This is a genomic window from Niastella sp. sgz303648 (assembly GCF_059587045.1).
This window is the reverse complement of sequence record NZ_JCAPSW010000010.1, coordinates 135,822-162,247: the sequence shown is the minus strand read 5'-3', so window position 1 is coordinate 162,247 and position 26,426 is coordinate 135,822. Positions and strand designations below refer to the sequence as shown.

Sequence of the window (26,426 nt, the reverse complement as noted above, 5' to 3'; positions counted from 1 at the left end):
TACTGAGAAAAATATTTCGATATGCTTAATGCAAATCAAACTGGTGACGATCATGTTACCGTAGTTCCCTATTGCCCACATTGCAACTGTCACTACCGTAATCCTGTTATCGTTCACAAACTTTGCTATTGGTTTAACGACAAACTTGACCATTTTGTTACTGAAGAATCTATCGAACAGTTTTTACTCCAAGCAAAATTATTTGGCGCCACCGTCTACCCGGATTTCCCAGAGCTTGGTTGTTTCGCAATCAATAGTGACGATGAGTACAGTCCTTCCGGTAAAACGGGTGTTAGTGAAATCCATTACAAAGGAGAGGTTATTTACTGCCGTAGCTGAACTAGCAAGTCTAATAAGCGACTCATTCTTGAGGTTAATTCTTTCACTCATAAATCAATTGTTATGAACACGCCCCCTCGTATATCCGGGTCAGTAGAACCGGAATATGTACTGGTGCAATGGCCCGAGAGCCAGCTACTCATTGAAGAAGCGTGGTTCGATGAATGTATTTTAATGAATGACGAAAACCATTTGGGAACGATAGGTCCTTCGGCATACTTCGTTCCGGTAGAGCGATATAGCGTATGGCGCCCGAATGATTACTGACACGATCCGGGGAGGAACTCGATATCCTTCAACAAAACCTATCTGCAGATGAATATTCAATCAAATTTATTCTACGAAATCAAGCAGCCTGATTGCGCACGAGAATAAATAATCTATTAAATAATAAAGTCTCACTAAATGACAAACCAACAATATTATCGTGAACTATTCCTTCAATATAGTCACCTTGTCCGGATACTTGAGATTGTCGATGTGATCGAAGAAGTGCTCGCTACACTCGTTGAAAACCACGCACTGGAATCCGAAATACAGCGTAAAGATGCACGCCGTCTTGCCGGCATCATACTTCATGCAGGCTTGCAGGAAATTGCCAACTTATATATGCCTAAAAAACCTGAAGATCTTGCTCAATCTATCTACTTGCAGCAAATCTTAAAGCAAAGCGGTGCGCCTAAAACCAGAAATATAGTATCTCCTGTAGATTCCCTCTAATTCGTCGAGACTCTTTAAGCTCAATTCAAGCCCGTTCACTATACCGAACCTAGGGTTTCTGCATTTTTATTCTTACACAAAAATTTAACGTAATGAAACACTATTATGAAAAACACAAACAAAAACGAATTGATAACGCAAAAAAACAGGTTGAAAAAAATAAAAAACAGTCAGCCGCTTTTTTTAAAAAAGCAGATGACGTGGTATTATAATAATTATATGCAAGAAAAAACACCTGTTACAGATACGGATAAAATGTCCGATCAACAAACCGGTCAACAACAAACCAACCAAAAACCAGGTACAAAATCCTGAACGTACCTGCGTGTAATACCTTAAACTATATACTATGATCACAATTGCAAAAGCCCGTGATCTTGCAGCCATCTGGCATAGCGGTGAATCGTCCGCTCTTTACCAGTTTGCAACACACGCATATTTTCAGCCGGAAAAATCAGTGAAATACCTGTGGGAGATTCTGCAACACCAGCAAAATGAATATTTCCTGCCTTGCCCATACACTTTATCCAGTGAGCAAAAATCCCAGTTGCAGGCACTTAAAAGTTTTTTTGAAAATGAGATCAGGAGCTGTACATACCTGCAGATTGAATACAAAACACACCCGGTATACGGATACCTATATCCTGATGCAGTATCAGGTGCCGACGATTTTGCAAATTTCGAAACTATAAAGGTGCCCGTTTAGCCGTAACTATGAAACGCTGTTCTTATTCAGCAAACAGCAAGGCCGGGGCGGTTGAAACCTTAGCGTCCCGGTTTTATTTACTGACATTCCATGCCACGCATTGATCGAAAACAAAGACTATGAAAAAAAAGGATTTAAAAAGTTCTAAAGGTTTTATTGCCTTTCAGAAAAAGAAAAAGAAACTCACTCTCGCCGAAGCAATGAAATTTAAATACCTGGCTGAGGTACTTAGAACAATTGAAGATCACGAGATTCTTTATGTATACAAGTATGGAAGTACGGCATTCCTGTGTGAAATTAAGCGTCAGCAAAATAAACATCCATTTTTGGTACCCTCCAACTTCATGGATGCCTATCTCGAAAAATTTAACGAAGCCGAAGAAACCCTGTATGAATTCCTGAAAGGGGGCCACGTGTAAGTAATACGAGATAAAATGGGTTTCATTTCCACTTTTCTAAATTGATTAAATTATGAATCCATTATTAAATGCAGCACAGTTATATAAATCTATCGGCTTGTCTGTCGTCCCTGTCAATTTTAATAAAAAAAGTCTTATAAACTGGGAACATTATCAGCATGAAATCATGGCCGATGATGTCTTAATGGAAGTTTTCAACCATCCCGATGTAGATGGAATCGCTATTATTTGCGGTGAAATCAGTGGGAACTTGGAAGTGATCGATGTAGACGGTAAAAATGATCTCACTAATAGGTTGTTTGATAACTTTTATACCGCCATACAAAAATCAAATACTGATCTTGCATCCAGCCTTTGCATTGGCGCTACTCGTAACAAAGGTTATCATTTTTACTACCAGTGCCCGGAAGTAAGTACCTATCAGGTTCTTGCTAGGCGTTCTACAACTGACAAAGAGAAATTGGTTGATCCTCACGACAAAATAAGAATCCTAATTGAAACAAGGTCAAAGGGCCAATATGCCATTGTTCATCCTACATCGGGTTACCATTTTATTCAGCATGATTTGAAACGACTTCCATTGATAGAAGCCGAACATCGACTAATGCTTCTGGATCTAGCGAAGTCATTCAACCTATATGAACGACCGTGCTCAACTATAGCAAAACCGTCGGTGTATTACCATGATAGCGAAAGTCCCTTGAATGACTATGACGCCAGGGGCGATGTTATTGGTTTGCTTCAATATCATGGCTGGAAACTGGTCAGGCATGAGGGTCAAAGAACTTTCTTCAGAAGACCCGGCTTAACCTATCACGACACTTCAGGAGACTTCCATCACGGATTAAACCTTTTTGGCGTGTTTACTACTAGTACAGACTTTGTTCCTGGTGAAGGTTACAGGCCAAGTGCTGTTTATGCCGTTTTAGAATGCAACAAGGATTTTACCGTTGCAGCCAAACGGCTGCTTGCCGAAGGATACGGCGTTCCATACCAAAAAAGACGCTCCGCCTGAATAAAATACCAAACACAATATATGCAAACCTTCGATCTGGAAGAACTTAGAAGATCCGCGCCCAAGATATTTGACCAACCAGTTTACGATGCCTTGTTGGTAGTTGTCACAACACTGTTCGGTAAATCATCCGTCAAGGTCGATAAAAAATATTCCATCATCTACATCCGTGATAAAATACAAATGGAAATCAGCCTCAGTACGAATGAATGTAAGGCATATTTCTACAGTTATATAATACCTAAGGAATATGATTTCCCAAATAAAGCGGATATACGCTATGCCTTTCGAAAGCTGAATTCTACTTTTCGCCTTTTTGCCCTGCCTGAAATGGTTGAATACTTACAACTGAAGGCACAGGAAAACGATTTTATCAGACAAAATGAAGTATAGCAGAATTAACAGCATACGACAGATATTGCTATAACTGCAAGCTGCTAACAACATCATTATAACGATGAGCCTTAAAGCATGTCGCAACAAAATATTGCTGTGTTATACAATTCCAACCGATTCTTTACCACTGTTTCCTTTCACAATTAAAAAAGAATGCTATGCAGGAAAACATCTCCAATCGGAGTTGCATCATTGTAACTCCATTTTCTCAAATGGAAGTAAATATTGTTGCACCCTCACTGAAGATCGACAAATTGTATTTCTGGTATAAGAAAACCTTCGATCATCCGGTCAATGATGAAACCTTGAAATTTTTTCTTTTTTATGCACACTTGTATGGTGCAACGGTATATCCTGACTGCCCAGAGCTGGGATGTATCGCCATAAATGCGCCGGCAGCCCTAAGCAAAGGGGAAGTAGGTGTTAGTCAAATTCACCACAATGGAGAGTTGATTTATACACGATGTCGTTAAATCAAGCATTAGTAATCTTCTTTCACAAGCCATACAAAACATCCACAATGGCAAAAATTTATGTAGTCTGGAGTGGACGAAAAACTGCGTATTTGATAATTGGGATGAATGTAAATCGCAGGTCAACGGTTTCTCTGGCGCCGAATTCAAATCTTTCAAAACTCGCAAGTTGGCTGAGGATGCTTTTGCCAAAGAAGACTCAACTGATGTCAACGGCGAAGTGCTTAATTCAGATGAGCTTCCATGGCATTCCAACTAAATGGTATCACCTCTTTTCAACACTTCAACTTTGTTTCAATATGATTCATCACATATCAGGTATTGACAAATCAAAATTTGATTTTGACTCGCTTCGCATCACTCCCGTAGAAGAAAGCGAAATCAATGAGAGCCTTTCTTCTATTTCCGACGGATTGATATCACACGACGTGTTGGTGGTATTTGATATCAAGTCTTCGGCTAAGCCACACCATGTACTTGTTATTTGGTGCGGGGCCAGGCCAATCGAACATTTAAAATAAGCAATGCCAATTCCTCTGCAAAAAAACAATCACTGGCCTTTGAGAAAACTAAAATAATCCTATTACATAAGATCGAAACAGACTTTGCTTTTAAGAAGTCCATTAGCTATTCAATATCATTCATTTTAAAACATACAATTATGGCTACAAAAGTTAAACAGAAAAAAGCACCATCTGGAAAAGGTAATTTGAAAGTCGTTCATTCTCCAAACAAAAATTCGAATTCCTATCGCAACGGCAGCATTGTAAGAATTCCGCTGGACGATATTGATTTCAGCCCTTTTAACGACAGAGAATATTCGGAAGACGAACTTCAACTTTTCGCAAAAGACATTGATCGAAATGAAGTGCAGGTGCCCATCATGGTTCGACCAAAAGTTGAAGTAAAGGAAGATGGCAATGATAAAAAGAAAGGGTATGAACTGGTTTACGGCGAACGAAGAACCAGGGCATCGAGGATAGCAGGCCGTACGGATATACCTGCCATAATTAGAAAGGGCTTATCTGACGAGGAAGTAATCATTATCCAGGTGCTGGAAAATTTGGACAGGGAAGATCCGCATCCTATGGATATTGCAAAAAGCTTCAATCAACTAAAGAAACGCGGCTATTCCGAAAAAGAAATTGCTGCACGTTTGGGAAGGTCAAAATCATTTGTTATCAGCCGTCTTAAACTAATGCAACTGACCGATGATTGGCAACGCATTTACCGGTTATATAAGATGACAACATTTGAAGCCTTTGAAGTTGCCTCGTTATCCCATGAATCACAGAGCGAACTATTTCAGACACTCTGCAAAAATTGGAGAGATAAACAATTTAAGTTGCAAAATCTTGATTATTATATTTCAAGATTCAAATATGATTTGAAACGGGCGCCCTTCGACATAAAAGACAAAACCCTCCATCCCGAAGCCGGTGCTTGTATTGGTTGTCCACACAACTCCGCAACCTTTCGGACGCTTTTCCCTGATTATTCCAAAGACGGCTCCTGTTCAAAAAAGGATTGCTTTCAATTAAAATGCACTTTGCATCTTTCTAATCAACTCGCAAAAACACTATTGGAAGAAAAGCCGGTTGCTTTGATCGTAGATGGTACGCCTCCCGAGCCAGTTTTGAATATTATCAACAAGATAGAAGACGCTTCGCAACTACAACAATTGGATCAATCCACCATTACCATTCTGGAAGAACCTGAAGAACCCTGCAAGGATGATTATACCCATAACTATGGTGATGATGACGAACCGGATTTCGATGAGGACAGATATAAACGTGCTATTGAAGAATATAATGAAGAGATGGCAGAATACAATCAACAAAAAGAAACCGCAAAGAAAGGATTAGTCATACACGGAGGAACAGTTAAGTCAATCCTGTTTTTACTTGAACGAAAAATTAGTTTCAATCCTAGTAAGAAAGTCACAGCGAAGGAAGTTGCCCTGGCAATTAAAAATGGTACAGTAACAAAAGAATTGCTTATAGGAGAAAAAGCAAGAATTGAAGAAAAAGCCGGGCGTGATGAAGAATTGGATAAGGAAAAAATAATGGAAGCTGTCTACGAGAAATTTGAAGAGAAAGTTTCCAAAGATGAAACAAATTGCACACTAACTGAAGCTGATCAGGCGACAGTTGCTTATTTGATGTTCCTGCAAATGGCATCTTCCTATAAATCCAAGGTTGAGGAAATATTATTTGCTGGCAAAACCAATGAGCAAAAGAAAGACCGTGAAACTTTTTATCAAACCTTCAGTAAGATTGATGCTAAAATGTTAAGTCTGATTGCTCGTAAAGTTATTTTATCAAAAACAGAATGCAAACAGCCTACAAGCCCTCTTTCACAGTTTCTATATAAAATGGCAAAAGAATCTGGTGTTGATGTTGAAGCCATAGAAAAACAACAGCAACAAAAAGCCGAAGAACGTAAGGAAAGGCAAACAGAAAGACTTTCGGATTTGGACCGGAGAATTGCAAAGCTTGATAAAAAAGATGTAGTAACAAAAGAAGAAACCCCAGCCGCTGCTTAATCTCCTCAGCACAACTTCTCAAATTAACACGGACGTATTTGCATTGACTAACCCAATAGTAAACTATTGAGGAAATATTCTATTGTCTTCTGCAAATACGTCCACTTTTTTAATTAATAAAACAAAAGGTATGCGACCAGCTCACTTAACAGAGTATTTACAGTATGCTATTCAAAATCGCTTTTCAACTTTAATTACGGGCGCACCAGGCATTGGTAAAAGTGATATTGTCGAACAAGCCTGTGAATTGACGAATGTTCGATTAATTATTTCGCATCCGGTCATTGCCGATCCAACAGATTTCAAAGGACTTCCTTTCCCCCGCAAAAACGGTAAGGGTGCTGACTTTCTACCCTTCGGTGATTTGGAACAATTAATTGATGCCAAAGAGGAAACTGTATGTTTTCTTGATGATTTGGGACAGGCGCCAACAAGTGTACAGGCAGCCTGCATGCAATTAATATTAGCCAGAAGGATAAATGGGCATAAAGTATCTGATAAAGTAACATTTCTTGCTGCAACCAACCGTAAGAAAGATAAAGCAGGTGTTACCGGCATTATTGAGCCTTTAAAAAGAAGGTTCGTGATACAAGAGTTGGAAGTAGATTGGAAGGACTGGATCAAATGGGCCGCAGCCCATGGAATGCCTGATCAATTAATAGCGTTTATAGGGTTTAAACAGGATGATTTATTATTCAGTGATAATGTTACCACAGACATAACAAATTCACCCTGTCCACGCACCGTTGCTTTTGTCGGAAAACTTCAAAACACCGACTGCCCCGAACATTTATTTAAGGATGCATGCAAAGGCGCAGTAGGTGAAGTGTTTACAACACAGTATATGGAATTTTTAAAGTTGTTCGACGATTTGCCCACCGTTGATTCCATTATTGCAAACCCATCGAGCGCCAAGCTCCCTCCCACATTAGGTTCGCAATATGCCTTTACCGTCTCGTTATCAAAAAGAATGGATGATACCTCGATAACGCCTATTTGCAAATACCTGGAACGGCTACCGGCTGAGTTAAACCTGTCCTGTATGACAATGGCGACTGCAAAGAATGAAAATTTAAAAGAAACAAGCGCCTTTGTTAATTGGGCTTCAAAACATTCCGAAGCGTTAATCTAAAACCTTTCCCATGAATGCAAATGAGCGAATACAAAAAGCAAAATTGGGATTGGTTTTGAATCAACCATTTTATTCATCCCTTTTGTTTGGTTTAGAATATTTAGAAGATGCAAATCGAAAAACATGTTCTACAAACGGTAAGCTAATCGTATACAATCCTGATTTTGTAAATCAGTTAACCATTCCTGAATTAGAGGGAGTGTTAGCACATGAAGTTTTGCACATCACCAATTGCCATCACCTGAGACGAGGAAAAAGAGATAGACGAAAATGGAACGTAGCTACAGATTATGCCATCAATGCACTGTTGCGCAAAGAGAAATTTGTGTTACCCAAAGGCAGCCTTTACCGGAAAGAATTTGATGGTGCAAGCGCGGAAGAAATTTACAGTTTATTAGATGATGAAGACATTCCTCCTGATGATTCTGGTGGCTGTGGAGAAGTGGAAGATTCACCTGCAAAAGATGAGAAGGAACAAAAAGAATTAGAAGCAGACATACAACAAAAAGTTATTCAGGCTGCCTTCATAGCAAAGGCGCAACGCAAATGCCCAGAGTATATCAAACGAATCTTAGAAGAAATTTTGCGCCCAAAGATCAATTGGAAAGATGCACTCGCCCAATTTATTTCAACACTTTCCAAGAATGATTATAGCTGGACGTTTCCAAATGCAAGGTTTTTACATACAGGATTGTATTTGCCTTCACTCAGATCAGAAGAACCTGGTAGGGTAATACTCATTATTGATACGTCCTATAGCACATGTGAATTGATCAAACAATTCGCAGGAGAAGTACATGAGATCCTAAACATCTTTAAAATTTCCCTTACCATCATTTATTGCGATGATCTCGTCAGATCAGTTCAACATATAGAGCCGGATGACGAAATCGAATTACAAGTATTCGGCGGTGGAGGAACCGACTTCATTCCCGGATTCGAATACATCGAAAAAAATGATCTTGATGTAAAAGCGGTTGTATATCTAACAGATGGCTACTGCGATACTTTTCCTCAAAGCCCTTCCTATCCGGTGCTATGGGCCATCTATGGTTATTGTGATTTCAAACCTCCTTTCGGAGAAGTAATTCAAGTAATTGACTAACCAATTTCTTCACCAAAAAAATAACAGAATGAAAAACTTATCAGAAAAAGCGATTCTTTATAATCTTAAAATTTCATTGTGGTCAGCAACAAAAATTGATAAAAAGGTTACCAGAGAAGTGGAGGAAAACCACAATGCAAGAGACGCAGGAAGATTTAATAAAATACTGATTGCAAAAAAAGGGTTGGAAGACGTAAAAAGCATTGCCACAAATGCGCGGGATTTCCATCATAAAAACACGTTGCCATGGGGCGACGATGGAAACAGGCTGCTACCATCGACGAATTTTTTCGAATACATCAACAAGCAACGCACTTTTAAACAGCAATTTGAAAGTGCTGTAGAAGCCTTCATCACATCATATCCGGAATTAAAATCCGATGCACAAATCCGGTTACAGGGCATGTTTAATGAAAACGATTATCCCTCAATCGAAAAACTTAGGAAAAAGTTCAGCATTGTCCTGACCCCTATGCCAATTGCCAAGTTGGATGACTTCAGGATAACAGTTAATCAAAATGAAGTTGACAAACTCAAAGCAGATATTGAGCGGAATGTATATCAACGAATAAATGATGCTACAAGGGATTTATGGATCAGGATTAAAGATGCGGTTTTACACATGTATGAAAGACTGTCTGACCAGGATGCGGTTTTTCATAGCACTCTGGTCACGAATATTAGTGACTTAATTGATCTATTACCTCGATTGAACTTTACCAACGACTATGAAATCAGCAGGACAATCGAAGAAATGAAAAAGCTTATTGTAGCTCCCGATTCTTTAAGGACTAACAAAGCGAAAAGAAGTGAAACCGCATACAAAGCCAAAGAAATACTCAGTAAGATAAATGACTTCATCATGGACGACATAAGTTTTCAGGAAGATATCCATTCGGTAGCAGCTTAATTCCTCTATGATCCGTACCCATCATTCACTCTACAAGAAATGAAAACGAGCAGCCATTGTCTGTCATTCAAAACTCTCTTAGAGCGTATAGAAAAACTCTCTACTGACAATAATAATAAAATCAAAAAATGAAAATGGGAAAAGCAACTACAGTCATGATTAAACTCAATTGGAAACTGCATAAGGTTTTGGGCACCGACTACTACTATACTTTTCACAATGGCAAATTCTGGTGTATCAAAGCAGATTATGTCAAAGAAGGAATGGTGACGGATAATGATTTCATATTTCAGGTCACAATGAACAAAATGGAAGAAAGAACACAGAATAAACTAATAGAAAGACTGTCTTACCTATTTCCTGATTTGACTCTTCATCAAATAAAAAATGCATTGCATTATGACAAAAATGCCAGCATTGAGAACAATTAAGTTCTAAAATATTTTTCCAAATCCAAAATGAAATGTTATGCAAAGTTATTTAGGCTCTACGAGGTTATTATCCTTCACAACAGCTCATGGAGAAACAGTTTTTGGTAAAGAATTTTTGAATATTGGTCCGGTTCCTTACGATGAAGACTGTACCCAGGCTGGCGATGAGTCAAAAGACAGTATTCTGGAGTGTTTGGTTCATATAAGACAATTGGTAAGAGTATACGGTGATCTACCACAAGGCTGCGAATTTTTTGTTATGAGGAATGAACATGAAGCGGGAACATACTACGATGTAAATATTTTTTATGTTGCTTCAAAAGAAGACGAAGAATTCAATGAATCCGAGGACTATGCTTTGAAAGTAGAGGATGGTATTGATTACTGGGATGAGTCTTCATTAAGAGAATTGCGGGAAGGTAATCATCATTTACACGTAGCTAAAGTTATAACCATGAAAAAATCGGCGTGATACTCAATATCCATAAACGCAAGAAACAAGTTAAATAGTTCTGTGTTTAATGGTACAGAACGTCTAATCCGGCAAACGTTAAAATAAATCAAAGAGCATTTCCTCATACTTCAAGATTATACAATAACGTCTATGCTCTTTTGATTTGCAATACTCCCTCAAAGTAATAATCATTCAAACTTATTTATCATGAACACACCACAGGTTACCGGTGTTCAGGGAGATCTTTTTGAAAATTTTCCTAAAGAACATCCTCCTCAAAAAAAGAGAGAAGTAGAAAACTGGGTTTTTAATATGATAGATGCAATTCAAGGCCCCATCCTGACATTCAGCCCTCATTGGAAAGATACTATACCCGAAAGGATATTGAATATTATCCCAATAGCAAGAATGATAGCACTTAAGAAGAGTGAAGAAATGGCAACCTTAGAAGAATGCTGTGCTTACATGTACACCCGCAGTTTGGATGCCCCAATGGATCATGAATGGACAGACATTTTTACTCACATAAGTTGTAAAACACTGGAGCGGTGGTTTAATGAAAGCCGGTGGGAAGCGGTGGGAGCACGGAAGGAATTAAACGATTGGCTTCAATCCAAACTCAATGGATTACGCCGTCTTATCTATGTTAAGCGAAGGGAAATTCTCAAACAGCAAATCAGAAATCAAAAGAAAAATGAGTAAATATATGTAGAGGATGAAAAGCAAATACAGTTACTAATTCAAATTTGTTTTACCCAAAAAACCAAAAGAAATGGAACATTATTTCTTTGCTACTCTTACCGCTGTTTTAGAATTGATTGATGAAGAATTTGATTTGTTGTTTGATGAAGCAGAACATCACTATGATTTTACAGTAAAAGAATCTACAAAAGTCGGAGGCTTTTTATACGGCATTCGAAACCAAAGATCCTTTGCAATGAAATCTGGTAAACGAGATCATGAAGTAGTGTTTACAGAAAGTCAACTGGACTTAATGATGAAAGCACTTGAAATGACCACTTCCACTCCAGGAATAAAATTGCGCAGAAGATTTTTGAATATTGCTAAAGAGTTGCAGCAAAAGACTGTAGAAGTGAATAGCCCTTTAAACAATTTAAAGTTTGTGGGACAATTTATAGGTAAGTAAAATCTCCTTCACAGTTGATCTACTGTCGTTTCCTATTGTTTTCCAAATAAATAAAGGCAATTCTCCAACAAAACTCCTCAAGGTATCTTATTAATAACTCCTTAAAAATGAGATATGGGAAGATTAACCAAACCTGAAATACGGCAACACCAACAGGCGATGAAATATTTGGAACAATTGCATGCAATTAAAAACCTCGACAAAAAGGAAGAGTATGAGTTGTTCATTCTTGAAAAGTTTAATCCTGCGGTTTCAGAAGGAGATAATGTAATCAATGCCGGCATATTTTTTACACCCATCGAACTTGCCAAAGATTTTCGCGTAGAAGCACAAGGTCATAACACAATCATTGATTTGTGTGCTGGTATTGGACATCTTTCTTATTGGCTGCAGGATTGGATTAAATGGCATGATCTTGAACTTGTTTGCGTAGAGATCAATCCTGAATTCGTGAAAGTGGGCAAAATATTAGTGCCAACTGCAACTTGGATATGTGCGGATATACTGGACCCGCAATTCCCATCATTATTTCAAAACAAGAAATTCAATTTAGCGATTTCTAATCCTCCTTTTGGTAAGAACTTATCGATGAAGGAAACGCCACATTTAAATTATAGCGGCGGAAGTTTTGAATTTAAAGCTATTGAAATTGCAAGCAAAATTGCCCGGAACGGCGCCTTCATTATCCCTCAAGGTAGCAGCCCTATCATTCATTATCCCGAACATGGACAATCTACAATAAATGATTCGAAGGAATATGAAAAATTCAATCTTCAAACCGGCATTCATGTAGAAGCCAATTGTGGCATAGATGCTAACGGCCATCACTGGAAAGGAGCATCACCAAAAGTTGAAATAGTCACTTTTGATTTCACATCCGTTTCTATACCTGCTAAAAAAACAAAACGAAAGACATCTCCTCAAAACGTACAACAACAATCACTCTTTTAGGAAAATCTAATCAAATGGAAAAGCACGTACAAATAGAATTGCTTCAAGAGCAATTAGCAGTTGTTCAGAATAAGATTAAAAGGTTAGAAAATGTTAATGATATTACCGATAGAGTTGCAGCTTCCTTTCATTTAGGAATGGTCGGCTCCGGCAGGCACACCCCAAGATTAAACAAAAGAAAGGAGGCGGCATTAGATAGAACCATAGAAAGGGCCAAAATCCTGACAAAATTATATGCACAGGAAAAGGCTTTGCTTACTCAAATTAGAGACATTCAGGAACGTGGCCCGGAAAAAAGAGAAGCCAGTAGAAAACAAAAGTTAGAAGTAAGTGCAGCATATTGGAAAAACTTAAAAGCAGGAGACACCATTGCACTATATACAGGCAATCAAATTACAATTGAAAAGAAAAACAGGAAATCTGTTGTTTCTGAAAATTGTACCTGGACAGCCGCGGAAATAATTGGAAAAGAGGCAGCAAAGCTACTATAACCTGTACCCAACTTTCATTTACTATATTTCATTTAAAAAAATCAGGCGATGAACAAAAATATTGAATTATGTGAACTCAATCATACTCCCTTTATAATATTATCGAGAGATCGAAAAACTTTTGTTGTTGGCAGATCGGACACGAAGGAAGTATTATGTATTGGCTCCTTCAATAAATTCTTTGCGGATGAATTTGATGAAGGCGAATTTGTCTTTCTTCAAATCAACGGTGATGGTACTGCCGAAGAAATCCATCTTCCAAAGAAAATGAATAACCCATCCGATTATATAAGATTCGATAAAGACAAAGTAATTGTTGCTGCTAAAATTGGCAGTTACTGGATCACACCCTCCGGTTTCGATGACTGGGCGAAAAATGTTTTCAAATAAAAGCCTTATAGAAACATATCCCTCAAACGCAAACAGCAATCTCTCTTTTAGAATGTAGGATCATACGATTTTTTAACTATCAAAATAATATTATGGAAACGCCTACCATTTATGTGCGTCAGGAAATGGTATTGCCTGATAATGACCAGTGGCAATTCCGTTTCAATGTCAAAAGTTCAAGTTCTAACCGGCTGTACACAATTGCACAGCATAAAAAGAACCGTCATTGGGGATGCAGTTGCCCCGGCTGGAAACGAAATCGCAGTTGCAAACATCTCCAGTCTTTAGGGATTCCCGGAAAGGAAAAACCTTTTGAAGTGAACCTGATAAAACAATAGCTATGGCAAAGAAAGGATTTCTCGATGGGTATAAAACCTATGATACCTCGAACGGATTTGGAAATCCAAGGAAATGGAGAGAAGCATTTCAACAAAGAATGAGTAAAGAAGAAGCAGAAGAAATACTTGAAAAAGCTTCTGAAACGCCTTACTCCATTCTTGGCATTTCAGAAGGCGCTTCACAAGCAGAGATCAAAAAAGCTTACCGAAGTAAACTTATGGAATGGCACCCGGATCGAAATCAACATCGGGCCGGCGAAGCCGATGAAATGACTAAGAAGATCATCGCAGCTTATGTTAGTCTTACTTCTTGACCCTAAAGAAAAAAGTACTACAGCAAATCAATTTCAAACCTTTAAAAAATAAGTTTATGGCAACAAAAGCAAAACAACTAAAAAAGCAAGCGAATACAGTAAAACTTTATGGCGCTAGGTGCGAATTACAATTTGGCTATTACCAGTCCAATAATACTATTGCGATTCAGGCCGTCCGGAAATCCAATGGTGATTTAATGGGTGATCTTACCATTAATTATGAAGAATACTACCGGGGGCTTAATTATGCGAAAGATCACCAGTTCCCTCTCGTTGTTATAAAAAATTATGACGAGAACAAAGGAATTTATAAAGAATTGATTGAAGCAGGGATCATTCTTGAAGGGCCTTATTTAACAGGTTCGGATGGTACAGTGCAGTTAGCAAAACTAACTGAAGAATGGCAAGCGATTGCAAAAAGGCAATTGGATGAGATAGATGATTAATTCCGGGAATTAGCAATGTGCCTTTCATTTAAGTACACCCTTTTACATTTAATTTATGAATACAAACAGTCATATCCACATTAGTAATGTAGATACAGATGCAATGAACTGCTTTACTGCGTGCTTTGCAGATACTATACTGAAACCTTTGTATGATTTTGCTAATCGCAGAAATTTATTTGGCTATTCTGCCTCCCTGGAAATAGTTGGTGAATGGGCAAAGGAATTCTATGCACAATATTATACCAAACTCAAAGATTGGGATGAGTTCGAGGAGTCTGAAGAAAATAAATACAATGCCATTAGCTGGGATGATTTTGCATCTTTTTGGGTAAATGATCGATTTAAAAAATACAAGTCAGAATTTCCTGAAAGTTATACATCCAATGATAGCTTTGCAAATATCAGTGTACCCAAGATCGTAATTATTGTAAAGAATCAAACTGTTTCTTCCGTCTTTAGCAGCATTCCAGTTTTGTACGCTAAGATTAATTGCGATATAAAGGAAGATTACTTTATAAGAACATGCGAATCGGATAGCGTAGCAGAAGACTTGTACAGCATATTTGAATCAGATGACCCCATTGATGCTGATATTATCCTACAGTTAAAACATCTAGGTTTTTAATACGGTTGCTTAGCCCTATTTATTGCTTCATACTTACGAGCCTTTGTATTTAACCGTGCAAAGGCTTTTTCATTTTATAACCATAAATATTAAAAGCTATGTCTCAACAGGCAACAAGACCGAATTTATTTTCTACAGCTAAAAAAGTAGAAACTACCAAAAGAAATAAAAGTAAAATGCCTTCGCTCAACATTTCTGAGGAATTGGAAAAACACTTAAAGGAATATCAGGAAGCTTCAGAGCAATTGAAAAAAGCAGAAGCAAAAAAGAAAATGGCAGAAGGCTATATCAAAAGCCAGGCTATTGAAATCTTTCTGGCGGAGGTCAAAAGTCAAGGTCGCAATATTGGGTCTTTTAAATTAGGAAACATTACTGTAAGTGTTCAGGATCGTTACACAAAAATGGAAGATACTGTTGCATTAGTTGTGGCTGATAAATTTCCCAATGTTGTTGAAAGAAACACTGAATATTTATTTGATCAGGCCATTCTGAGGAAATATATCGATGCCATTTCAGACGCATTACAAAACGCTGAAGGAATTCCTGATGACGAAAAAGCTTCACTCATTTTGGCAAAGGAAGTTTTCACCGTCAAAAAAGGCACAATAGATACGCTTCCTACATACGGGGACCAAATGGTCGATTTGTTTCATGCTATTGCTCCCATCATTTCTCTTAGGGCAGCGGGAGAATAGGTTTTATCAAATCAAAAACTATACTATATGAGTATATTTTCAGAGTACAATGACTTCAAATACATTTACCCTCCACGTCCGGAATCTGCGATAGCACCTGATCAACTTGATGAAATAGGAGCAGGTTGGATTGCGCAACCAAAGTACAATGGAAGTTGTTCGGTTACATTTATTAACGGTCATCAAGATTCTAAACTTTTTAACCGGACAGGTGAAGAACTGTCACTTCAAAAGTCGCTTAATTATGTAAACCTGAATGATAGCGATAAGTTTATGGTTCTTTGTGGTGAATATCTGAATAAGAACAAAAAAGGAGAGGATGGCAATTTTTTCAACAACAAGTTTATCATTTGGGATATTCTTGTCTGGAGAGGCAGATATTTAATTGGGGAAACACTTGAAGCCCGATTACTCATTTTATTGGAGTTGTTTGGTTGCAGCAGGGCATTGGTTGAATCAAATGGTAAACTGGGTATCTATGAACATTTACTGACTACTAAAGTTGAAAATATATTCCTGGCGCCTTCCTATGAAAGCTATTTTAAATCACTTTACGAATCAATTGTCAAGACAGACCTATATGAAGGATTAGTTTTAAAAAATAAGACAGCCAAACTTCAAATGGGCTTCAAGGAAAAAAACAACGTTGGCTGGCAAGTGAAAGTAAGAAAGGCAACTAAGAATTACAGTTTCTAAAATTCCCTCTCTTTCATTTTCATAGTTCTGCGACTCGTAATACTCATTCGATTTTTCTTCAAATTCTTTTTCACATCAATCAGATTAGTCTTTTAATTATTTAAACATTAAAAATATTGCAATGAAAACAGAAGCACAGACTTCTCTGGGAGACGTCTTGCCTTCCCAATTCCGATTTATATATGATGACGCAGATCAGGGTTGGTTAGAAGTTCCCTATAGTGCTATTGTAGTGCTCAATCTAAAAAAACAGATAAGCACACATTCACATCAATCGGGAACGTTAGCTTACCTGGAAGAAGGTTTGGATGCACCTATTTTCATCAGAGCCTATTTAAAACAAATAGGAAAACCCAACGACCATAAATATTTCAGCGAGTTATGTTCTAATGTATATGATGGACCTGTTTCTAAAATACGAAGTATGTCTCAATACGATAATAGAACTAGAATAACTCAATTAGAAATTTGACGCTTCTTCCTCCACACCCAATTACAAAAAATCTAAAATCAATTTTATGGACACTCAACTAGCACAGCTGATTGCTGCAACAGATCTTCGTTCGAAATACAAAAGAACATTAGCATTAAAGTTACTTCGCCGGTATGCAGTTGTTGAACTTAAAACGGTTAGCAACGCCAAAGAATTCGCTTTGAATTTTGAAAGAAAACCGGTCACAGAAGAAACCGATCAGGCACAATTAGACCGCTTCTATACCTGGTACTATATCAATTATGTTGTAGCGTCAAAAAACGGACTGCTCACAATTGAAACAGCAGTGAACATTTCATTTTTCCAGTTTTTGGATTTGCCTGAATATCCTGATCAAAAAAGACACTACGTATCCTACGCTAAAGAAGAGCTAAACATGAATGAAGAAAGCGCCTTTGAATATGCAACCAAATTGCTAAGCTCACAGGAAACCGGAGCGGATGATAATTTTTGTTTGTGGTTCTACATCAACCACGTTGTGAGAAAGCAAAATTTGTAACAGGCTCCGTTCATTTATAACCGTATCCTTTCTTTTTGAATTCATGCAATCTATTTATTACACTTAACCATCCTTCACATGAAACCTATCAATCCTTTTGAACAATTTAATAGGCAATTTTTCTCTTCATCGTCAACAAAAATTTGCTGGTACGATAACGAAGGAATTTTCAGCTTGGATAAAGATCGAGTGGTCATTCTGCAATTAGAGAATTCAACTACAAAAGATGTATACGATGGATATCGTGTCAAAATTGTAAATGGACAATCAGGTGGAATCACCAATAAATTTTTTAGCTTCCAGTTTCATATCCCAAATTGGAAATCTCCTGATAACAACTATTACCACGCATGGTATGACAATAACAAAATCGATTGGTATATAAATAGACCAGTAGAGACGGCACCATTTGTGAAAACCATTTTTGACTATATAAACCAGTTCAAATAGCGACTATTTAGTTAAAGTCGAAATAAGTTCTTACGTAAATGCAGTTCTCAAAAGGAGCTGCATTTTTTTAAAACTATAATGTATTAGTATGATTACTAAGCTAAAGGCACAATTGATATCTGCGTCCTGGCATAGAGGGCAGTGGTCTGCATTATACCAATTTGCTTCATCCGGCAGCTACTTAATAAAAAATCACCTGAGATATTTACAGGAAATAGAATTCAATCCCTATCCCTTGAAACTTTTAAAAAAAGAAGAAAAGAAACTTAAACAGTTAAAAGGATACTTTATTAAACAAGGTTTAAATAATCATATAAAAACGGTTTGGAAAATACACCCAGACTCTCGTTATAAAATTCCATGCCTGCATAAGGACACATCTGAAACCCTCTCAAAACTAATAACTCCAATTTAGGAGCAGATCCTTCTCATTAGTAATAGAGATATCAACTTTTAAATGTCATCATAAAATGAATAATTGGAAACAAATTGACATTCCTTTTAAAATGAATAACCTGCCAAAGGACAAGAGAGGTTATCCCATTCCTTTCACTATAAAACAAGATGCCAATGGCATACCCGATTTTAGTCAACATAATGTTTATCGGTTAGCCGAAAGCATCATAAATAAACAATGTTCCATTTGCGGTAATCCATTGAAGTCTGATATCTGGTTGCTTGCAGGAGCTAAAATAGCTTTTGACCCAAGAGGTGCATACATTGATCCACCCATGCACAAACAATGTGCAACATACGCTTTAAAAGTCTGTCCCTATTTAGCCCTTCCTTCGTTTTCAAAGCGGTCAGCGAATGAAATTAATGAATCAGATTCGGTTAAAATGTTTCCAGGTAAACCGGTTGTATTTGCTTTAGTGAAAACATTCGATTATCAGCTTTATCTTTTCCCTAATGGAAAGAAGGTTATAATTCCTTCCAGGCCTTTCCTTGATATAGAGTTTTGGAAAGACGGACAGCAAATTACTCCTGAACAGGCAAAGAAGTTAATCAAATAATTCGGTGAATACTACTGGGACCAACTCGCTTCACAAATTCGGAATTGTTAGCAGCACTGATACAAAATGGTACAAAGCAAAAAAGCAGCTCAAAAAGAACTCCAGGAAAGCGAGCATCATTTATATGTTTCTAAAATCGTCGAATTTAAAAAATCAACCTAATTGACCAGGGTTGCATTTCATTCTGATAACCTGTACCCTATTTAAATTTTACGTGTTTGAAGCCCACCTTAAAGATAAACTTTAAAAGAAGGTAATTATGGATAATCAAAAACTCATTCAATATTATCAATATAAAGTAGGAGAAAAAGTTCAAGCAAATATTTCAAAGGATCATGACGGGAATTTTATTGAACGTGGCACCCCGTTTACCATAAGTGCATTTCCACCAAAAGTTAGAATGTTCGATTATAAAGATATCTCACCACGACTTACACAATATCAAAATTTTGTAGTTGGCTATACAGAGGATAGAAAAATTGTCAGGTTGTTAATGACAGAAATAAGTAAGCTAATCTAATCTACCTCGTTTTATCCCACACAGGGCGCAACTTGTTCCGATATGAAAAGCGATTCGGCAGGACTATCGGTTAGGCCTCGATCTAAAGGCTTTTACCCAAACCGGCCACATCAACGATGCCGTTTTCGCGTATCCTGTTATTGCCGCCCAAAGGCGGTGTAATCTTACAGGGCCCCTTATCTATCAGGCTCTCAAGGTACAGTACAAGTTGGTGTCCTTACAGATAAATGTCAACAAATCGCCAAGGATAAATTAAAACTTATGATAAAAAACGCATTACCTAAAAAGCGGTCATGATTTTTTGGCAAGTTCAAATTAACGAAAATAAAGATCAATATCGGGATAGTTCAGGCGTATTGAATTATACCGCAATGCGTGAAAGTGCGGCACAACATTTCGGTGTATTATCGAGATGGTAATACAGATATTGAAGGGAAAATATTTGATTGGGCGAGAATTTGAAACATAAGCAAGCGTATTGCATAACCCCCACAACCTTCTTATTTATTCAATATTTCATTTTTATCATTATGAAACAGCTATATCATTTTCTAATGAATGCTTCGATCATGGAGCTTATCCTTGCTGTATTAATTGTAGCGATCGTAATCAGATTTATTTGGAGCATTTTTTCCGATGAGTAAAACCACCCGCTTTAAAATAAACAATATGAAAATTTACAATTTAGAAGAAGGTACAAAACTAATGTGGGACGCGCCACCTAATGACATGATTGATCCACAAAAGCGCATTGTCTATCCTGCGATTGTAACCGGCGAGAAACGCTCCCATAAAAAATGGGTAAAAATAAAAACAAAGACAAACACTTCATGGATGGGGCCAGATGAATCATACTTTAGAATGCATACCCAAGAGGAACTCGATACCCTCACCTGGCCTTCACTAGACTAAACGCTTCATGATGAATATTCAATTAAATTTATTCTTTGAAGTCAAGCAACCTTTGATTGCCGCATGTGGACTGGGAGTAGATACCGTTGCATACTTTATAGAATTGGAAAACAAAGGCATTAGGCCCGATGCTATTATGTTAGCCGATGTTGGTAGTGAGAAAGATGAAACCTATGCTTATAAACCAATCCTTCAAAATTGGTTAAAAAAGGTGGACTTCCCCCGAAATCATTACTGTCAGGTATCAACCCAAAGATTTAAAGAATTGGCCCCTTATCATACAAGAAATATAGAAATGCCAGTTCGTACTTTATTAGAATTTTTTCTATTTGTAGCCCTACCTAAGCCGTCTTACTTTATTTGAATTATTTAAAACTTATTGCAAACAGAAAAGTTATTATTAGGTAAAATCGCAGGAAATGTGTTGGAACCAATTTCCCTTTTTAACATAGCAAATAATTTGTTAATTTCTTTCGCTGCTGCTTGGGATTTTGAAATTACTTTGCTGATACTAACATCAATGTGTAAATTTATAATATTCTATAACCTTATATCTTAACATCCATGAAACCAATACTTCTTACTTTGGTTGTTATAGCGTTTATCACTAGCTGCTCTAGTAGCCTTACGCGGAAAAAGGCCTTTGATCTTCTAAATGAAAACTACCCAAAAAAATTGTACTATCAAATCTTTACTGCGGACCAAGAGTTCGCAGCCAACGCCAAAAGAGCTGGCTTAATTCAGGACGGTCTTATAACCATAGACACAAATGCAATCTTCCCTAATAGATGCATATTCTTTACTGACAATGCAAAAGACTTATTAGTTCCAACGCCGGAAGATGAAAAGGAGCTTCGAGCTATTCAAAGAGTAAAAGTAGGTGAATGGAAATTAAAAGAAATTACAGGAATAAAGCTTTCCGAAAATAAAGCTGCTGTAGAATATGTCCATGAAATAAGTAATATTACACCATTTGCAAAGCTTTATAAAAGCCCTCCTAAGGTAGGAGAGACAAGAAAAGAAGTGGCTTATTTTATTAAATACGACGACGGCTGGCGCCTCGATAAAACTAATGGACTAGATTTTTTAACTAAATAAGCGCCTGCCACTTTTATTCATCTAACTGGTTCCTATTTACGATTTGCCTGAATTAATTCAATAGCCGTATTATATTTCCATTCTTGGTTTTTAAAATATTCTCTGTTTTCAAAATCCTTATCATAATAACTAAATGACGTCGAAATTTCTTCAAGGTCATTGAGAACCGTTGCCTTATTACAATTCTCTATAAAATCAACCGCATCTGCTATTAACCGATATACAGGAAGGGACCCGTTATATTCTATTTGAACACTGCAAAGAAGACCATAACGACCATGTGTCTTCCCTGCACGATTCGGGAGTATTAGCCCATGATGAACATGCCTGTATGAAATATCAGCCGGGCAAATATCGAAGCTATCATCAAGTTGAGTTTAATCCTATGGATAATACCTTAATCGGGTATTTGATTAAAATCAACCTTTAACAACGGACGAACAGAGGGCTGGTAAAGCCCTCTGTTTTCTTCGCTGTTTATTATTCCAAATGGTTTATTCCTTTACTTACCTTAAAAGAACAATTATGTCGGTAAAAACAAATTGAAAGGGCCACCGTTCACACAAAAACGGGCATCTTGAAGTATACACCTTATGCTTCGGTCCTGACCCCAATGGCCCGGTGCCAGGTGAATTAATTATTGTAATCTATGATGAGGATAGTATTGTTCGCCACCTTGGAGCAGCTTAAAGGCGATTAACCTCGAAAATACTGGGTTCGACGATTTGGCAACGTACAAGAAACAAATAAGGTTTTAGAGAAAAACCAACCTGGAGGAGTCATTCAAGAAACATTAAGTAAATGGCAAGTATGCATTTATGTTGTCCGTGTAACTGACAGTGATATCAAAACCATCAACAAACTATTTCACTTTTAAATAAAATAAATTATGAATAACACGAACAAGGTTAGTGCTACCGCCACTAATAAAAACAAGGTTCAAAAAGTGACTTCTGTAACAAAGAATGCTGATAAGAAACCCAAGCCAGTCCGCGAAAAATCTTTTGTTGATGAGACCACAAATCAATCGCACTGTAATTCACCAAAGAAGCTGAGACAACAGCGCACAAACACGGAGTTTGAATCACAAATGGATAAGGTAAATAGCCTGATCAACGAGGGCAATATTCGTCAGGCATATTCCGCAATACCAAACGAAACAAAATTCCCTGATAAAGCCCCTCAAATTAAAGCGTTAAAATCGGAGTTAATGGACAGAATCTGGAATTTATAGAACAACAACTACGCAGTTCACTGCTTACTTCTTCATTGCAATCAAAGCCGGGCTATAGCCTGGCTTTTTTTGTACACCGGCATAATCACAAGCTGTTAATTTAAACTGTATGGCAGATTACGTAATTGCAGATTTGCATGGAAACCTTAAAGGATTTAAACAATGTCTTGAAAGATGCAATTTCGATTATCAAAGGGATACTCTGGTTCAGTTAGGAGATGTCATAGACGGTGGCAAACAAGTCTATGAATGCATCGAAGAACTTCTGAAAATAAAAAATCTTATAGCGATAAAAGGGAATCATGAAGCATGGTTTTTGGAGTTCTTACTTTCAGGTTATCATCCGGCTCAGTGGACATATGGAGCTCTAATAACTGCTCAATCCTATTCTTTACATGCAGGTAAAAAACTTATTTTTAAAAAGAATGGAAATGGTTATAAAGTTTCTCTTAATCCTTCTGATATTCCGTTGCATCACCAAGCCTTTTTTAAAAATCAATTGCCGTTTTATACTGACCAGGACAATAATCTATTTATTCACGGAGGTTTTAACAGATTCCAGCCTTTTGAGAAACAAAATCCGGCAATCTATTATTGGGACCGTGATTTATGGGAAGATGCACTTGAATGGCAAATACAGAAACATTACCACAGTAATTCAGAACCTTTTGAAATCATCACACCTTTTAAAAATATATTTATCGGACATACAACCACTTTGCATTGGGGACTAAGTACACCATTAAAAGCAGCTAATATTTACAATTTAGATACCGGATCAGGTAAAAACGGACGATTAACTATAATGAATGTTCATACAAAAAAATACTGGCAATCTGATTTGTTTTCTTCCAACGAGTAATACATAAAAAATATCTTCAAAATCTTCTGTTATATATATAGACATTAAGATGAATCCCATTTAAAAACGCATTCAAAAATGGGTAAGTGATGAAGCTGTAGCAATGAATACAAAAAAAAGTAGAATGAACGAAAGCAAAGAGTTTCCGGTTGGCTTAAAGCAGAAAGGGCCAAAAAATAATTTTAAAAAATTACAATTATGACATCCCTTATTTTCAAAAACGAAAAGTTACAAAGCGTATTAAAAATTACAGAACAATCAAAAATATTTATCACAACAAAGAAGCAAGATGCAAATGAAAATAACAGTAATGATGATGGATATTATGAAACTGCTATTCCCACACTTTGGCTAGTAAAAGATGACGGAATTTACCTCATGACTTCTGCCAAATTGAAAGAAGTTCCTAAAGATATAAGCCATGTTTGTTATGCAGAAGGTTTTGAACCTACAGTTCCTGACTGTTGGGAAAAATGTAGAGCAGTCATGGGGGGTGACGATTTTGTAGAGTCTTTCGAATTTAATAATGATCTCAGACAGGGATTAAAGCAAGGAGCTGACATTTTAATAAAAATAGACGAAGAATATTTTGTCGTAAAATTAGTTTTAAGAAAATAACGTAGAGGGAGATAACACGACCAGCCCTGTTCGGCACCTAGTTAAACGTTTCCCAGAGCATTTCTAAGGATTATTCACGAAAACTATATCACATGTCAGTTGAGGAATTCAAAGCAGCATTTTTCCAACACCTGAAGACTCCATTCAATATTGCTGATGTAACAACAATACAGAACATCTGGGGAATAACGGTTATTACATTGAAAGATGGTAACAACTATATCGTTGTCATAGAAAAATCCATGAGATTACAACAGTAATTCATAACACATATTTTCTATATGGTTCTCCAGGACGTGGTAGCGCAACGATCTTGAGGCAGGTGCAAAACCATTGCGTTAGGAAAAAATTTATTACCTACAGCTTTATTCACCCGTTAACACAAATTCAGCGAGATCTTTTTATGCGAAGCAAAGATTGAGTATGGTTTAGCGCTTCATTGAAATTACCTTTGCTCCTTTTGAAGATTCCGTATTTCTTCCAAACGGCCCACCTTCACCATACAGTTTTTCTTTTACCATTTTCATAGTATTGCTAATTACCTTCTTCGTAGGTTTTACATAAGTGTCGATAGATTCAGCCTTCTTTTGACCTATTAGCGTACTTATGGTTTTCGTTTCTACACCGTTTGCATGGGCAACTTCGTTAGAGAAAAAGTAACGGGCTTGATGACAATTGTTTAAGCATGAAATACCTGTTTTCTCGCCAATTATTTTGAGACAGCGGTTATAGTGCTGGTTTGTAGGTACAGGCAGGCATTTATCTCTGCGAAGGCAGCGCGGCTCATTTTTGAATTTTTCCAATATTTCAAGACAAATCGGTAGTAATGGCAATGTCTCAGGAACGGTTGTTTTTTGGCGGCGCTGATCAATCCAGGTCTCACCATCAAAACCAACAACAAGATTTTCTGGTTTCAATGCATATACTTCTGCATATGCTTGACCCGAGAATGACTGGAAAACAAAAACATCTCGTATATGAGATAACTCTTTTTCTTCCAGTTCGAAACTTATTAGGTGTAACATTTCTTCCATTGAGGGCCAGGCCTTGTTATCGGGTTCCTTATAGCTCCAGGAAAATCCCGCAAACACATTGAACATTACCCACCGGTTTGCCACAGCCCTGTCAATAATTTCATTAATAATCTGTACATATTTCCAGACAGTATTGTGTGAATTCTTATTATGAATAATTACGTATTTTGTAAATTCAGAGATAAAGGAATATTCCAACGCAGAAAGAGGAATATTTTCTTTTTTGTACCGATGATTAATAAATTCGAGAATTCTGGATTTTGTCGTTATTATTTTTGAAAAGGTCGCCCGGGCGCGTTCATCTGCTAAAACCAATTCCAAAAAGTGATATAAAAATTCATCGATGGCATTCAAAAGAGTTTTTGACCATTCCTTATCTTCCCAAATTTTCCTTCCACGTTCGCCTAACTTTTCGGTCCTTTTAATTAGTTCAGCTCTTTCAACTTTTAATAGTTCTAACTGAGAAGGGCCTATCGTTCCTTTTCTATTCAGATTTTCGATAGTACGAAGGTGTTTAACACTATCCTTAATTAATTCGTCTAGTGCTATACTAAAAACAGCATTTTCTAATCGTTCAGATCTTTGTTTATGTCCGTTGATCGGTGTTTGATAGGAAGCAAAAACTTCTTTGGGCGTAGCCAGTCCATTTTTGGCGACAACAAGATCAAAATGCCTTTGGACATCAGTTTTCATTTGCCCCAATTTCTTATTGATGGCTTTGTGATCTAGATGGGTTGATAGAACCAATTTATTTTCACTGTCCCAATCATCATAGAGTACCTTGCAGCCGGTTGATATTTCGTCTTCCATGCCATCAATGGTCACCCGACAATAGAGGGGTATAAGCCCGGTTTTTTTATTAGCTTTTTTCTTTTTGCGATAGAATAAAATGGATAGGTTCTGATGCACTTGCATAATTTAATTTTTAAGAGTTTAAAAAATCTCTTTT

40 protein-coding genes are annotated in these 26,426 nt (G+C 37.2%); 39 read left to right on the top strand and 1 reads right to left on the bottom strand.

The genetic code is table 11. The features are described 5' to 3' along the window. Positions 1 to 21: 21 nt before the first annotated feature. The 39 genes from AC59IL_RS26530 to AC59IL_RS26340 all read left to right on the top strand — a co-directional run bounded on the left by AC59IL_RS26530 (position 22) and on the right by AC59IL_RS26340 (position 24,703). Positions 22 to 339 (top strand): hypothetical protein, encoded by a 318-nt coding sequence (locus AC59IL_RS26530; protein ID WP_496555245.1) that lies wholly within the window; start codon positions 22 to 24, stop codon positions 337 to 339. Between the two features lie 63 nt (positions 340 to 402). Next, positions 403 to 606, top strand: coding sequence for a hypothetical protein (locus AC59IL_RS26525; protein ID WP_496555244.1), 204 nt, complete (start codon positions 403 to 405; stop codon positions 604 to 606). Between the two features lie 138 nt (positions 607 to 744). Next, a complete protein-coding gene (locus AC59IL_RS26520) occupies positions 745 to 1,059 on the top strand; it encodes a hypothetical protein (RefSeq protein ID WP_496555243.1) in 315 nt (104 codons plus the stop codon). Between the two features lie 349 nt (positions 1,060 to 1,408). Continuing rightward, the gene (locus tag AC59IL_RS26515) at positions 1,409 to 1,765 is read left to right on the top strand and encodes a hypothetical protein (RefSeq protein WP_496555242.1); all 357 of its coding nucleotides are present in this window, start codon (positions 1,409 to 1,411) and stop codon (positions 1,763 to 1,765) included. 119 nt (positions 1,766 to 1,884) lie between these two features. Continuing rightward, entirely contained in the window at positions 1,885 to 2,184 is a 300-nt protein-coding gene (locus AC59IL_RS26510; protein WP_496555241.1) for a hypothetical protein, read from the top strand. A gap of 52 nt (positions 2,185 to 2,236) precedes the next feature. Further along, the gene (locus AC59IL_RS26505; RefSeq protein ID WP_496555240.1) at positions 2,237 to 3,199 is read left to right on the top strand and encodes a bifunctional DNA primase/polymerase; all 963 of its coding nucleotides are present in this window, start codon (positions 2,237 to 2,239) and stop codon (positions 3,197 to 3,199) included. Positions 3,200 to 3,220: 21 nt separating this feature from the next. Beyond that, positions 3,221 to 3,592: a hypothetical protein gene (locus AC59IL_RS26500; protein ID WP_496555239.1), complete on the top strand. Its 372-nt coding sequence runs from the start codon at positions 3,221 to 3,223 to the stop codon at positions 3,590 to 3,592. A 161-nt stretch (positions 3,593 to 3,753) separates the two neighbouring features. Continuing rightward, positions 3,754 to 4,068, top strand: coding sequence for a hypothetical protein (locus AC59IL_RS26495; protein WP_496555238.1), 315 nt, complete (start codon positions 3,754 to 3,756; stop codon positions 4,066 to 4,068). Continuing rightward, positions 4,052 to 4,327: a ribonuclease H1 domain-containing protein gene (locus AC59IL_RS26490; protein WP_496555342.1), complete on the top strand. Its 276-nt coding sequence runs from the start codon at positions 4,052 to 4,054 to the stop codon at positions 4,325 to 4,327. The genes AC59IL_RS26495 and AC59IL_RS26490 overlap by 17 nt, the downstream gene beginning before the upstream one ends. A gap of 402 nt (positions 4,328 to 4,729) precedes the next feature. Then, a complete protein-coding gene (locus AC59IL_RS26485) occupies positions 4,730 to 6,616 on the top strand; it encodes a ParB/RepB/Spo0J family partition protein (protein ID WP_496555237.1) in 1,887 nt (628 codons plus the stop codon). 82 nt (positions 6,617 to 6,698) lie between these two features. Next, positions 6,699 to 7,748, top strand: coding sequence for an AAA family ATPase (locus AC59IL_RS26480; RefSeq protein WP_496555236.1), 1,050 nt, complete (start codon positions 6,699 to 6,701; stop codon positions 7,746 to 7,748). 10 nt (positions 7,749 to 7,758) lie between these two features. Continuing rightward, positions 7,759 to 8,853: a vWA domain-containing protein gene (locus AC59IL_RS26475; RefSeq protein ID WP_496555235.1), complete on the top strand. Its 1,095-nt coding sequence runs from the start codon at positions 7,759 to 7,761 to the stop codon at positions 8,851 to 8,853. 28 nt (positions 8,854 to 8,881) lie between these two features. Next, positions 8,882 to 9,763, top strand: coding sequence for a hypothetical protein (locus AC59IL_RS26470; protein WP_496555234.1), 882 nt, complete (start codon positions 8,882 to 8,884; stop codon positions 9,761 to 9,763). Between the two features lie 134 nt (positions 9,764 to 9,897). Next, positions 9,898 to 10,194: a hypothetical protein gene (locus AC59IL_RS26465; RefSeq protein WP_496555233.1), complete on the top strand. Its 297-nt coding sequence runs from the start codon at positions 9,898 to 9,900 to the stop codon at positions 10,192 to 10,194. A gap of 37 nt (positions 10,195 to 10,231) precedes the next feature. Then, positions 10,232 to 10,666, top strand: coding sequence for a hypothetical protein (locus AC59IL_RS26460; RefSeq protein ID WP_496555232.1), 435 nt, complete (start codon positions 10,232 to 10,234; stop codon positions 10,664 to 10,666). A 189-nt stretch (positions 10,667 to 10,855) separates the two neighbouring features. Beyond that, a complete protein-coding gene (locus AC59IL_RS26455) occupies positions 10,856 to 11,350 on the top strand; it encodes a hypothetical protein (RefSeq protein WP_496555231.1) in 495 nt (164 codons plus the stop codon). A 70-nt stretch (positions 11,351 to 11,420) separates the two neighbouring features. Further along, positions 11,421 to 11,795 carry a hypothetical protein gene (locus tag AC59IL_RS26450; protein WP_496555230.1) on the top strand — a complete coding sequence of 125 codons (375 nt, stop codon included), beginning with the start codon at positions 11,421 to 11,423 and terminating at the stop codon, positions 11,793 to 11,795. A 114-nt stretch (positions 11,796 to 11,909) separates the two neighbouring features. Continuing rightward, positions 11,910 to 12,746 (top strand): methyltransferase, encoded by an 837-nt coding sequence (locus AC59IL_RS26445; RefSeq protein ID WP_496555229.1) that lies wholly within the window; start codon positions 11,910 to 11,912, stop codon positions 12,744 to 12,746. Positions 12,747 to 12,760: 14 nt separating this feature from the next. Beyond that, complete coding sequence (locus AC59IL_RS26440; RefSeq protein WP_496555228.1) at positions 12,761 to 13,237, top strand: hypothetical protein; 477 nt, start codon at positions 12,761 to 12,763, stop codon at positions 13,235 to 13,237. 48 nt (positions 13,238 to 13,285) lie between these two features. Beyond that, positions 13,286 to 13,627, top strand: coding sequence for a hypothetical protein (locus tag AC59IL_RS26435; RefSeq protein WP_496555227.1), 342 nt, complete (start codon positions 13,286 to 13,288; stop codon positions 13,625 to 13,627). Positions 13,628 to 13,719: 92 nt separating this feature from the next. Beyond that, positions 13,720 to 13,965, top strand: a complete 246-nt coding sequence (locus AC59IL_RS26430; RefSeq protein ID WP_496555226.1) for a hypothetical protein — start codon at positions 13,720 to 13,722, stop codon at positions 13,963 to 13,965. Between the two features lie 2 nt (positions 13,966 to 13,967). Then, a complete protein-coding gene (locus AC59IL_RS26425; RefSeq protein ID WP_496555225.1) occupies positions 13,968 to 14,279 on the top strand; it encodes a J domain-containing protein in 312 nt (103 codons plus the stop codon). Positions 14,280 to 14,335: 56 nt separating this feature from the next. Next, positions 14,336 to 14,725, top strand: coding sequence for a hypothetical protein (locus tag AC59IL_RS26420; protein WP_496555224.1), 390 nt, complete (start codon positions 14,336 to 14,338; stop codon positions 14,723 to 14,725). Between the two features lie 55 nt (positions 14,726 to 14,780). Beyond that, positions 14,781 to 15,353, top strand: coding sequence for a hypothetical protein (locus AC59IL_RS26415; protein ID WP_496555223.1), 573 nt, complete (start codon positions 14,781 to 14,783; stop codon positions 15,351 to 15,353). Between the two features lie 98 nt (positions 15,354 to 15,451). Continuing rightward, complete coding sequence (locus AC59IL_RS26410; RefSeq protein ID WP_496555222.1) at positions 15,452 to 16,048, top strand: hypothetical protein; 597 nt, start codon at positions 15,452 to 15,454, stop codon at positions 16,046 to 16,048. A 27-nt stretch (positions 16,049 to 16,075) separates the two neighbouring features. Continuing rightward, the gene (locus tag AC59IL_RS26405; RefSeq protein WP_496555221.1) at positions 16,076 to 16,744 is read left to right on the top strand and encodes a DNA ligase-like domain-containing protein; all 669 of its coding nucleotides are present in this window, start codon (positions 16,076 to 16,078) and stop codon (positions 16,742 to 16,744) included. 121 nt (positions 16,745 to 16,865) lie between these two features. Then, positions 16,866 to 17,216, top strand: a complete 351-nt coding sequence (locus tag AC59IL_RS26400) for a hypothetical protein (RefSeq protein WP_496555220.1) — start codon at positions 16,866 to 16,868, stop codon at positions 17,214 to 17,216. Between the two features lie 46 nt (positions 17,217 to 17,262). Then, complete coding sequence (locus AC59IL_RS26395) at positions 17,263 to 17,736, top strand: hypothetical protein (protein ID WP_496555219.1); 474 nt, start codon at positions 17,263 to 17,265, stop codon at positions 17,734 to 17,736. 78 nt (positions 17,737 to 17,814) lie between these two features. Further along, entirely contained in the window at positions 17,815 to 18,186 is a 372-nt protein-coding gene (locus AC59IL_RS26390) for a hypothetical protein (protein WP_496555218.1), read from the top strand. Between the two features lie 88 nt (positions 18,187 to 18,274). Then, positions 18,275 to 18,601, top strand: a complete 327-nt coding sequence (locus AC59IL_RS26385) for a hypothetical protein (RefSeq protein ID WP_496555217.1) — start codon at positions 18,275 to 18,277, stop codon at positions 18,599 to 18,601. Between the two features lie 55 nt (positions 18,602 to 18,656). Next, complete coding sequence (locus tag AC59IL_RS26380) at positions 18,657 to 19,199, top strand: hypothetical protein (RefSeq protein WP_496555216.1); 543 nt, start codon at positions 18,657 to 18,659, stop codon at positions 19,197 to 19,199. Between the two features lie 259 nt (positions 19,200 to 19,458). Continuing rightward, the gene (locus AC59IL_RS26375) at positions 19,459 to 19,719 is read left to right on the top strand and encodes a hypothetical protein (RefSeq protein WP_496555215.1); all 261 of its coding nucleotides are present in this window, start codon (positions 19,459 to 19,461) and stop codon (positions 19,717 to 19,719) included. 669 nt (positions 19,720 to 20,388) lie between these two features. Beyond that, complete coding sequence (locus tag AC59IL_RS26370; protein WP_496555214.1) at positions 20,389 to 20,631, top strand: hypothetical protein; 243 nt, start codon at positions 20,389 to 20,391, stop codon at positions 20,629 to 20,631. 7 nt (positions 20,632 to 20,638) lie between these two features. Next, entirely contained in the window at positions 20,639 to 20,995 is a 357-nt protein-coding gene (locus tag AC59IL_RS26365) for a hypothetical protein (protein WP_496555213.1), read from the top strand. A 200-nt stretch (positions 20,996 to 21,195) separates the two neighbouring features. Further along, positions 21,196 to 21,729 (top strand): hypothetical protein, encoded by a 534-nt coding sequence (locus AC59IL_RS26360; protein ID WP_496555212.1) that lies wholly within the window; start codon positions 21,196 to 21,198, stop codon positions 21,727 to 21,729. Positions 21,730 to 22,618: 889 nt separating this feature from the next. Beyond that, positions 22,619 to 22,963 carry a hypothetical protein gene (locus tag AC59IL_RS26355; RefSeq protein ID WP_496555211.1) on the top strand — a complete coding sequence of 115 codons (345 nt, stop codon included), beginning with the start codon at positions 22,619 to 22,621 and terminating at the stop codon, positions 22,961 to 22,963. Positions 22,964 to 23,072: 109 nt separating this feature from the next. Beyond that, positions 23,073 to 23,825 carry a metallophosphoesterase gene (locus AC59IL_RS26350; protein WP_496555210.1) on the top strand — a complete coding sequence of 251 codons (753 nt, stop codon included), beginning with the start codon at positions 23,073 to 23,075 and terminating at the stop codon, positions 23,823 to 23,825. A gap of 198 nt (positions 23,826 to 24,023) precedes the next feature. Next, positions 24,024 to 24,443: a DUF3085 domain-containing protein gene (locus tag AC59IL_RS26345; protein WP_496555209.1), complete on the top strand. Its 420-nt coding sequence runs from the start codon at positions 24,024 to 24,026 to the stop codon at positions 24,441 to 24,443. Positions 24,444 to 24,535: 92 nt separating this feature from the next. Continuing rightward, a complete protein-coding gene (locus AC59IL_RS26340; protein WP_496555208.1) occupies positions 24,536 to 24,703 on the top strand; it encodes a hypothetical protein in 168 nt (55 codons plus the stop codon). Positions 24,704 to 24,871: 168 nt separating this feature from the next. On the opposite strand, the gene AC59IL_RS26335 is transcribed toward AC59IL_RS26340, so the two are convergent. Next, positions 24,872 to 26,392, bottom strand: coding sequence for a phage integrase SAM-like domain-containing protein (locus tag AC59IL_RS26335; protein WP_496555207.1), 1,521 nt, complete (start codon positions 26,390 to 26,392; stop codon positions 24,872 to 24,874). Between the last annotated feature and the right edge of the window lie 34 nt (positions 26,393 to 26,426).

What these genes read in the sequence shown, in the direction of transcription:
- AC59IL_RS26455 (WP_496555231.1), top strand. Translation starts at nt 10,856, where the DNA reads ATGAACACACCACAGGTTACCGGTGTTCAGGGAGATCTTTTTGAAAAT.
- AC59IL_RS26395 (WP_496555219.1), top strand. Translation starts at nt 17,263, where the DNA reads ATGGACACTCAACTAGCACAGCTGATTGCTGCAACAGATCTTCGTTCG.
- AC59IL_RS26460 (WP_496555232.1), top strand. Translation starts at nt 10,232, where the DNA reads ATGCAAAGTTATTTAGGCTCTACGAGGTTATTATCCTTCACAACAGCT.
- AC59IL_RS26385 (WP_496555217.1), top strand. Translation starts at nt 18,275, where the DNA reads ATGATTACTAAGCTAAAGGCACAATTGATATCTGCGTCCTGGCATAGA.
- AC59IL_RS26355 (WP_496555211.1), top strand. Translation starts at nt 22,619, where the DNA reads ATGAATAACACGAACAAGGTTAGTGCTACCGCCACTAATAAAAACAAG.
- AC59IL_RS26345 (WP_496555209.1), top strand. Translation starts at nt 24,024, where the DNA reads ATGACATCCCTTATTTTCAAAAACGAAAAGTTACAAAGCGTATTAAAA.
- AC59IL_RS26420 (WP_496555224.1), top strand. Translation starts at nt 14,336, where the DNA reads ATGGCAACAAAAGCAAAACAACTAAAAAAGCAAGCGAATACAGTAAAA.
- AC59IL_RS26370 (WP_496555214.1), top strand. Translation starts at nt 20,389, where the DNA reads ATGAAAATTTACAATTTAGAAGAAGGTACAAAACTAATGTGGGACGCG.
- AC59IL_RS26335 (WP_496555207.1), bottom strand. Translation starts at nt 26,392, where the DNA reads ATGCAAGTGCATCAGAACCTATCCATTTTATTCTATCGCAAAAAGAAA.
- AC59IL_RS26380 (WP_496555216.1), top strand. Translation starts at nt 18,657, where the DNA reads ATGAATAATTGGAAACAAATTGACATTCCTTTTAAAATGAATAACCTG.
- AC59IL_RS26445 (WP_496555229.1), top strand. Translation starts at nt 11,910, where the DNA reads ATGGGAAGATTAACCAAACCTGAAATACGGCAACACCAACAGGCGATG.
- AC59IL_RS26360 (WP_496555212.1), top strand. Translation starts at nt 21,196, where the DNA reads ATGAAACCAATACTTCTTACTTTGGTTGTTATAGCGTTTATCACTAGC.
- AC59IL_RS26450 (WP_496555230.1), top strand. Translation starts at nt 11,421, where the DNA reads ATGGAACATTATTTCTTTGCTACTCTTACCGCTGTTTTAGAATTGATT.
- AC59IL_RS26405 (WP_496555221.1), top strand. Translation starts at nt 16,076, where the DNA reads ATGAGTATATTTTCAGAGTACAATGACTTCAAATACATTTACCCTCCA.
- AC59IL_RS26465 (WP_496555233.1), top strand. Translation starts at nt 9,898, where the DNA reads ATGGGAAAAGCAACTACAGTCATGATTAAACTCAATTGGAAACTGCAT.
- AC59IL_RS26425 (WP_496555225.1), top strand. Translation starts at nt 13,968, where the DNA reads ATGGCAAAGAAAGGATTTCTCGATGGGTATAAAACCTATGATACCTCG.
- AC59IL_RS26505 (WP_496555240.1), top strand. Translation starts at nt 2,237, where the DNA reads ATGAATCCATTATTAAATGCAGCACAGTTATATAAATCTATCGGCTTG.
- AC59IL_RS26525 (WP_496555244.1), top strand. Translation starts at nt 403, where the DNA reads ATGAACACGCCCCCTCGTATATCCGGGTCAGTAGAACCGGAATATGTA.
- AC59IL_RS26475 (WP_496555235.1), top strand. Translation starts at nt 7,759, where the DNA reads ATGAATGCAAATGAGCGAATACAAAAAGCAAAATTGGGATTGGTTTTG.
- AC59IL_RS26530 (WP_496555245.1), top strand. Translation starts at nt 22, where the DNA reads ATGCTTAATGCAAATCAAACTGGTGACGATCATGTTACCGTAGTTCCC.
- AC59IL_RS26340 (WP_496555208.1), top strand. Translation starts at nt 24,536, where the DNA reads ATGTCAGTTGAGGAATTCAAAGCAGCATTTTTCCAACACCTGAAGACT.
- AC59IL_RS26520 (WP_496555243.1), top strand. Translation starts at nt 745, where the DNA reads ATGACAAACCAACAATATTATCGTGAACTATTCCTTCAATATAGTCAC.
- AC59IL_RS26495 (WP_496555238.1), top strand. Translation starts at nt 3,754, where the DNA reads ATGCAGGAAAACATCTCCAATCGGAGTTGCATCATTGTAACTCCATTT.
- AC59IL_RS26515 (WP_496555242.1), top strand. Translation starts at nt 1,409, where the DNA reads ATGATCACAATTGCAAAAGCCCGTGATCTTGCAGCCATCTGGCATAGC.
- AC59IL_RS26415 (WP_496555223.1), top strand. Translation starts at nt 14,781, where the DNA reads ATGAATACAAACAGTCATATCCACATTAGTAATGTAGATACAGATGCA.
- AC59IL_RS26485 (WP_496555237.1), top strand. Translation starts at nt 4,730, where the DNA reads ATGGCTACAAAAGTTAAACAGAAAAAAGCACCATCTGGAAAAGGTAAT.
- AC59IL_RS26510 (WP_496555241.1), top strand. Translation starts at nt 1,885, where the DNA reads ATGAAAAAAAAGGATTTAAAAAGTTCTAAAGGTTTTATTGCCTTTCAG.
- AC59IL_RS26350 (WP_496555210.1), top strand. Translation starts at nt 23,073, where the DNA reads ATGGCAGATTACGTAATTGCAGATTTGCATGGAAACCTTAAAGGATTT.
- AC59IL_RS26390 (WP_496555218.1), top strand. Translation starts at nt 17,815, where the DNA reads ATGAAACCTATCAATCCTTTTGAACAATTTAATAGGCAATTTTTCTCT.
- AC59IL_RS26400 (WP_496555220.1), top strand. Translation starts at nt 16,866, where the DNA reads ATGAAAACAGAAGCACAGACTTCTCTGGGAGACGTCTTGCCTTCCCAA.
- AC59IL_RS26430 (WP_496555226.1), top strand. Translation starts at nt 13,720, where the DNA reads ATGGAAACGCCTACCATTTATGTGCGTCAGGAAATGGTATTGCCTGAT.
- AC59IL_RS26375 (WP_496555215.1), top strand. Translation starts at nt 19,459, where the DNA reads ATGGATAATCAAAAACTCATTCAATATTATCAATATAAAGTAGGAGAA.
- AC59IL_RS26500 (WP_496555239.1), top strand. Translation starts at nt 3,221, where the DNA reads ATGCAAACCTTCGATCTGGAAGAACTTAGAAGATCCGCGCCCAAGATA.
- AC59IL_RS26440 (WP_496555228.1), top strand. Translation starts at nt 12,761, where the DNA reads ATGGAAAAGCACGTACAAATAGAATTGCTTCAAGAGCAATTAGCAGTT.
- AC59IL_RS26410 (WP_496555222.1), top strand. Translation starts at nt 15,452, where the DNA reads ATGTCTCAACAGGCAACAAGACCGAATTTATTTTCTACAGCTAAAAAA.
- AC59IL_RS26470 (WP_496555234.1), top strand. Translation starts at nt 8,882, where the DNA reads ATGAAAAACTTATCAGAAAAAGCGATTCTTTATAATCTTAAAATTTCA.
- AC59IL_RS26365 (WP_496555213.1), top strand. Translation starts at nt 20,639, where the DNA reads ATGATGAATATTCAATTAAATTTATTCTTTGAAGTCAAGCAACCTTTG.
- AC59IL_RS26435 (WP_496555227.1), top strand. Translation starts at nt 13,286, where the DNA reads ATGAACAAAAATATTGAATTATGTGAACTCAATCATACTCCCTTTATA.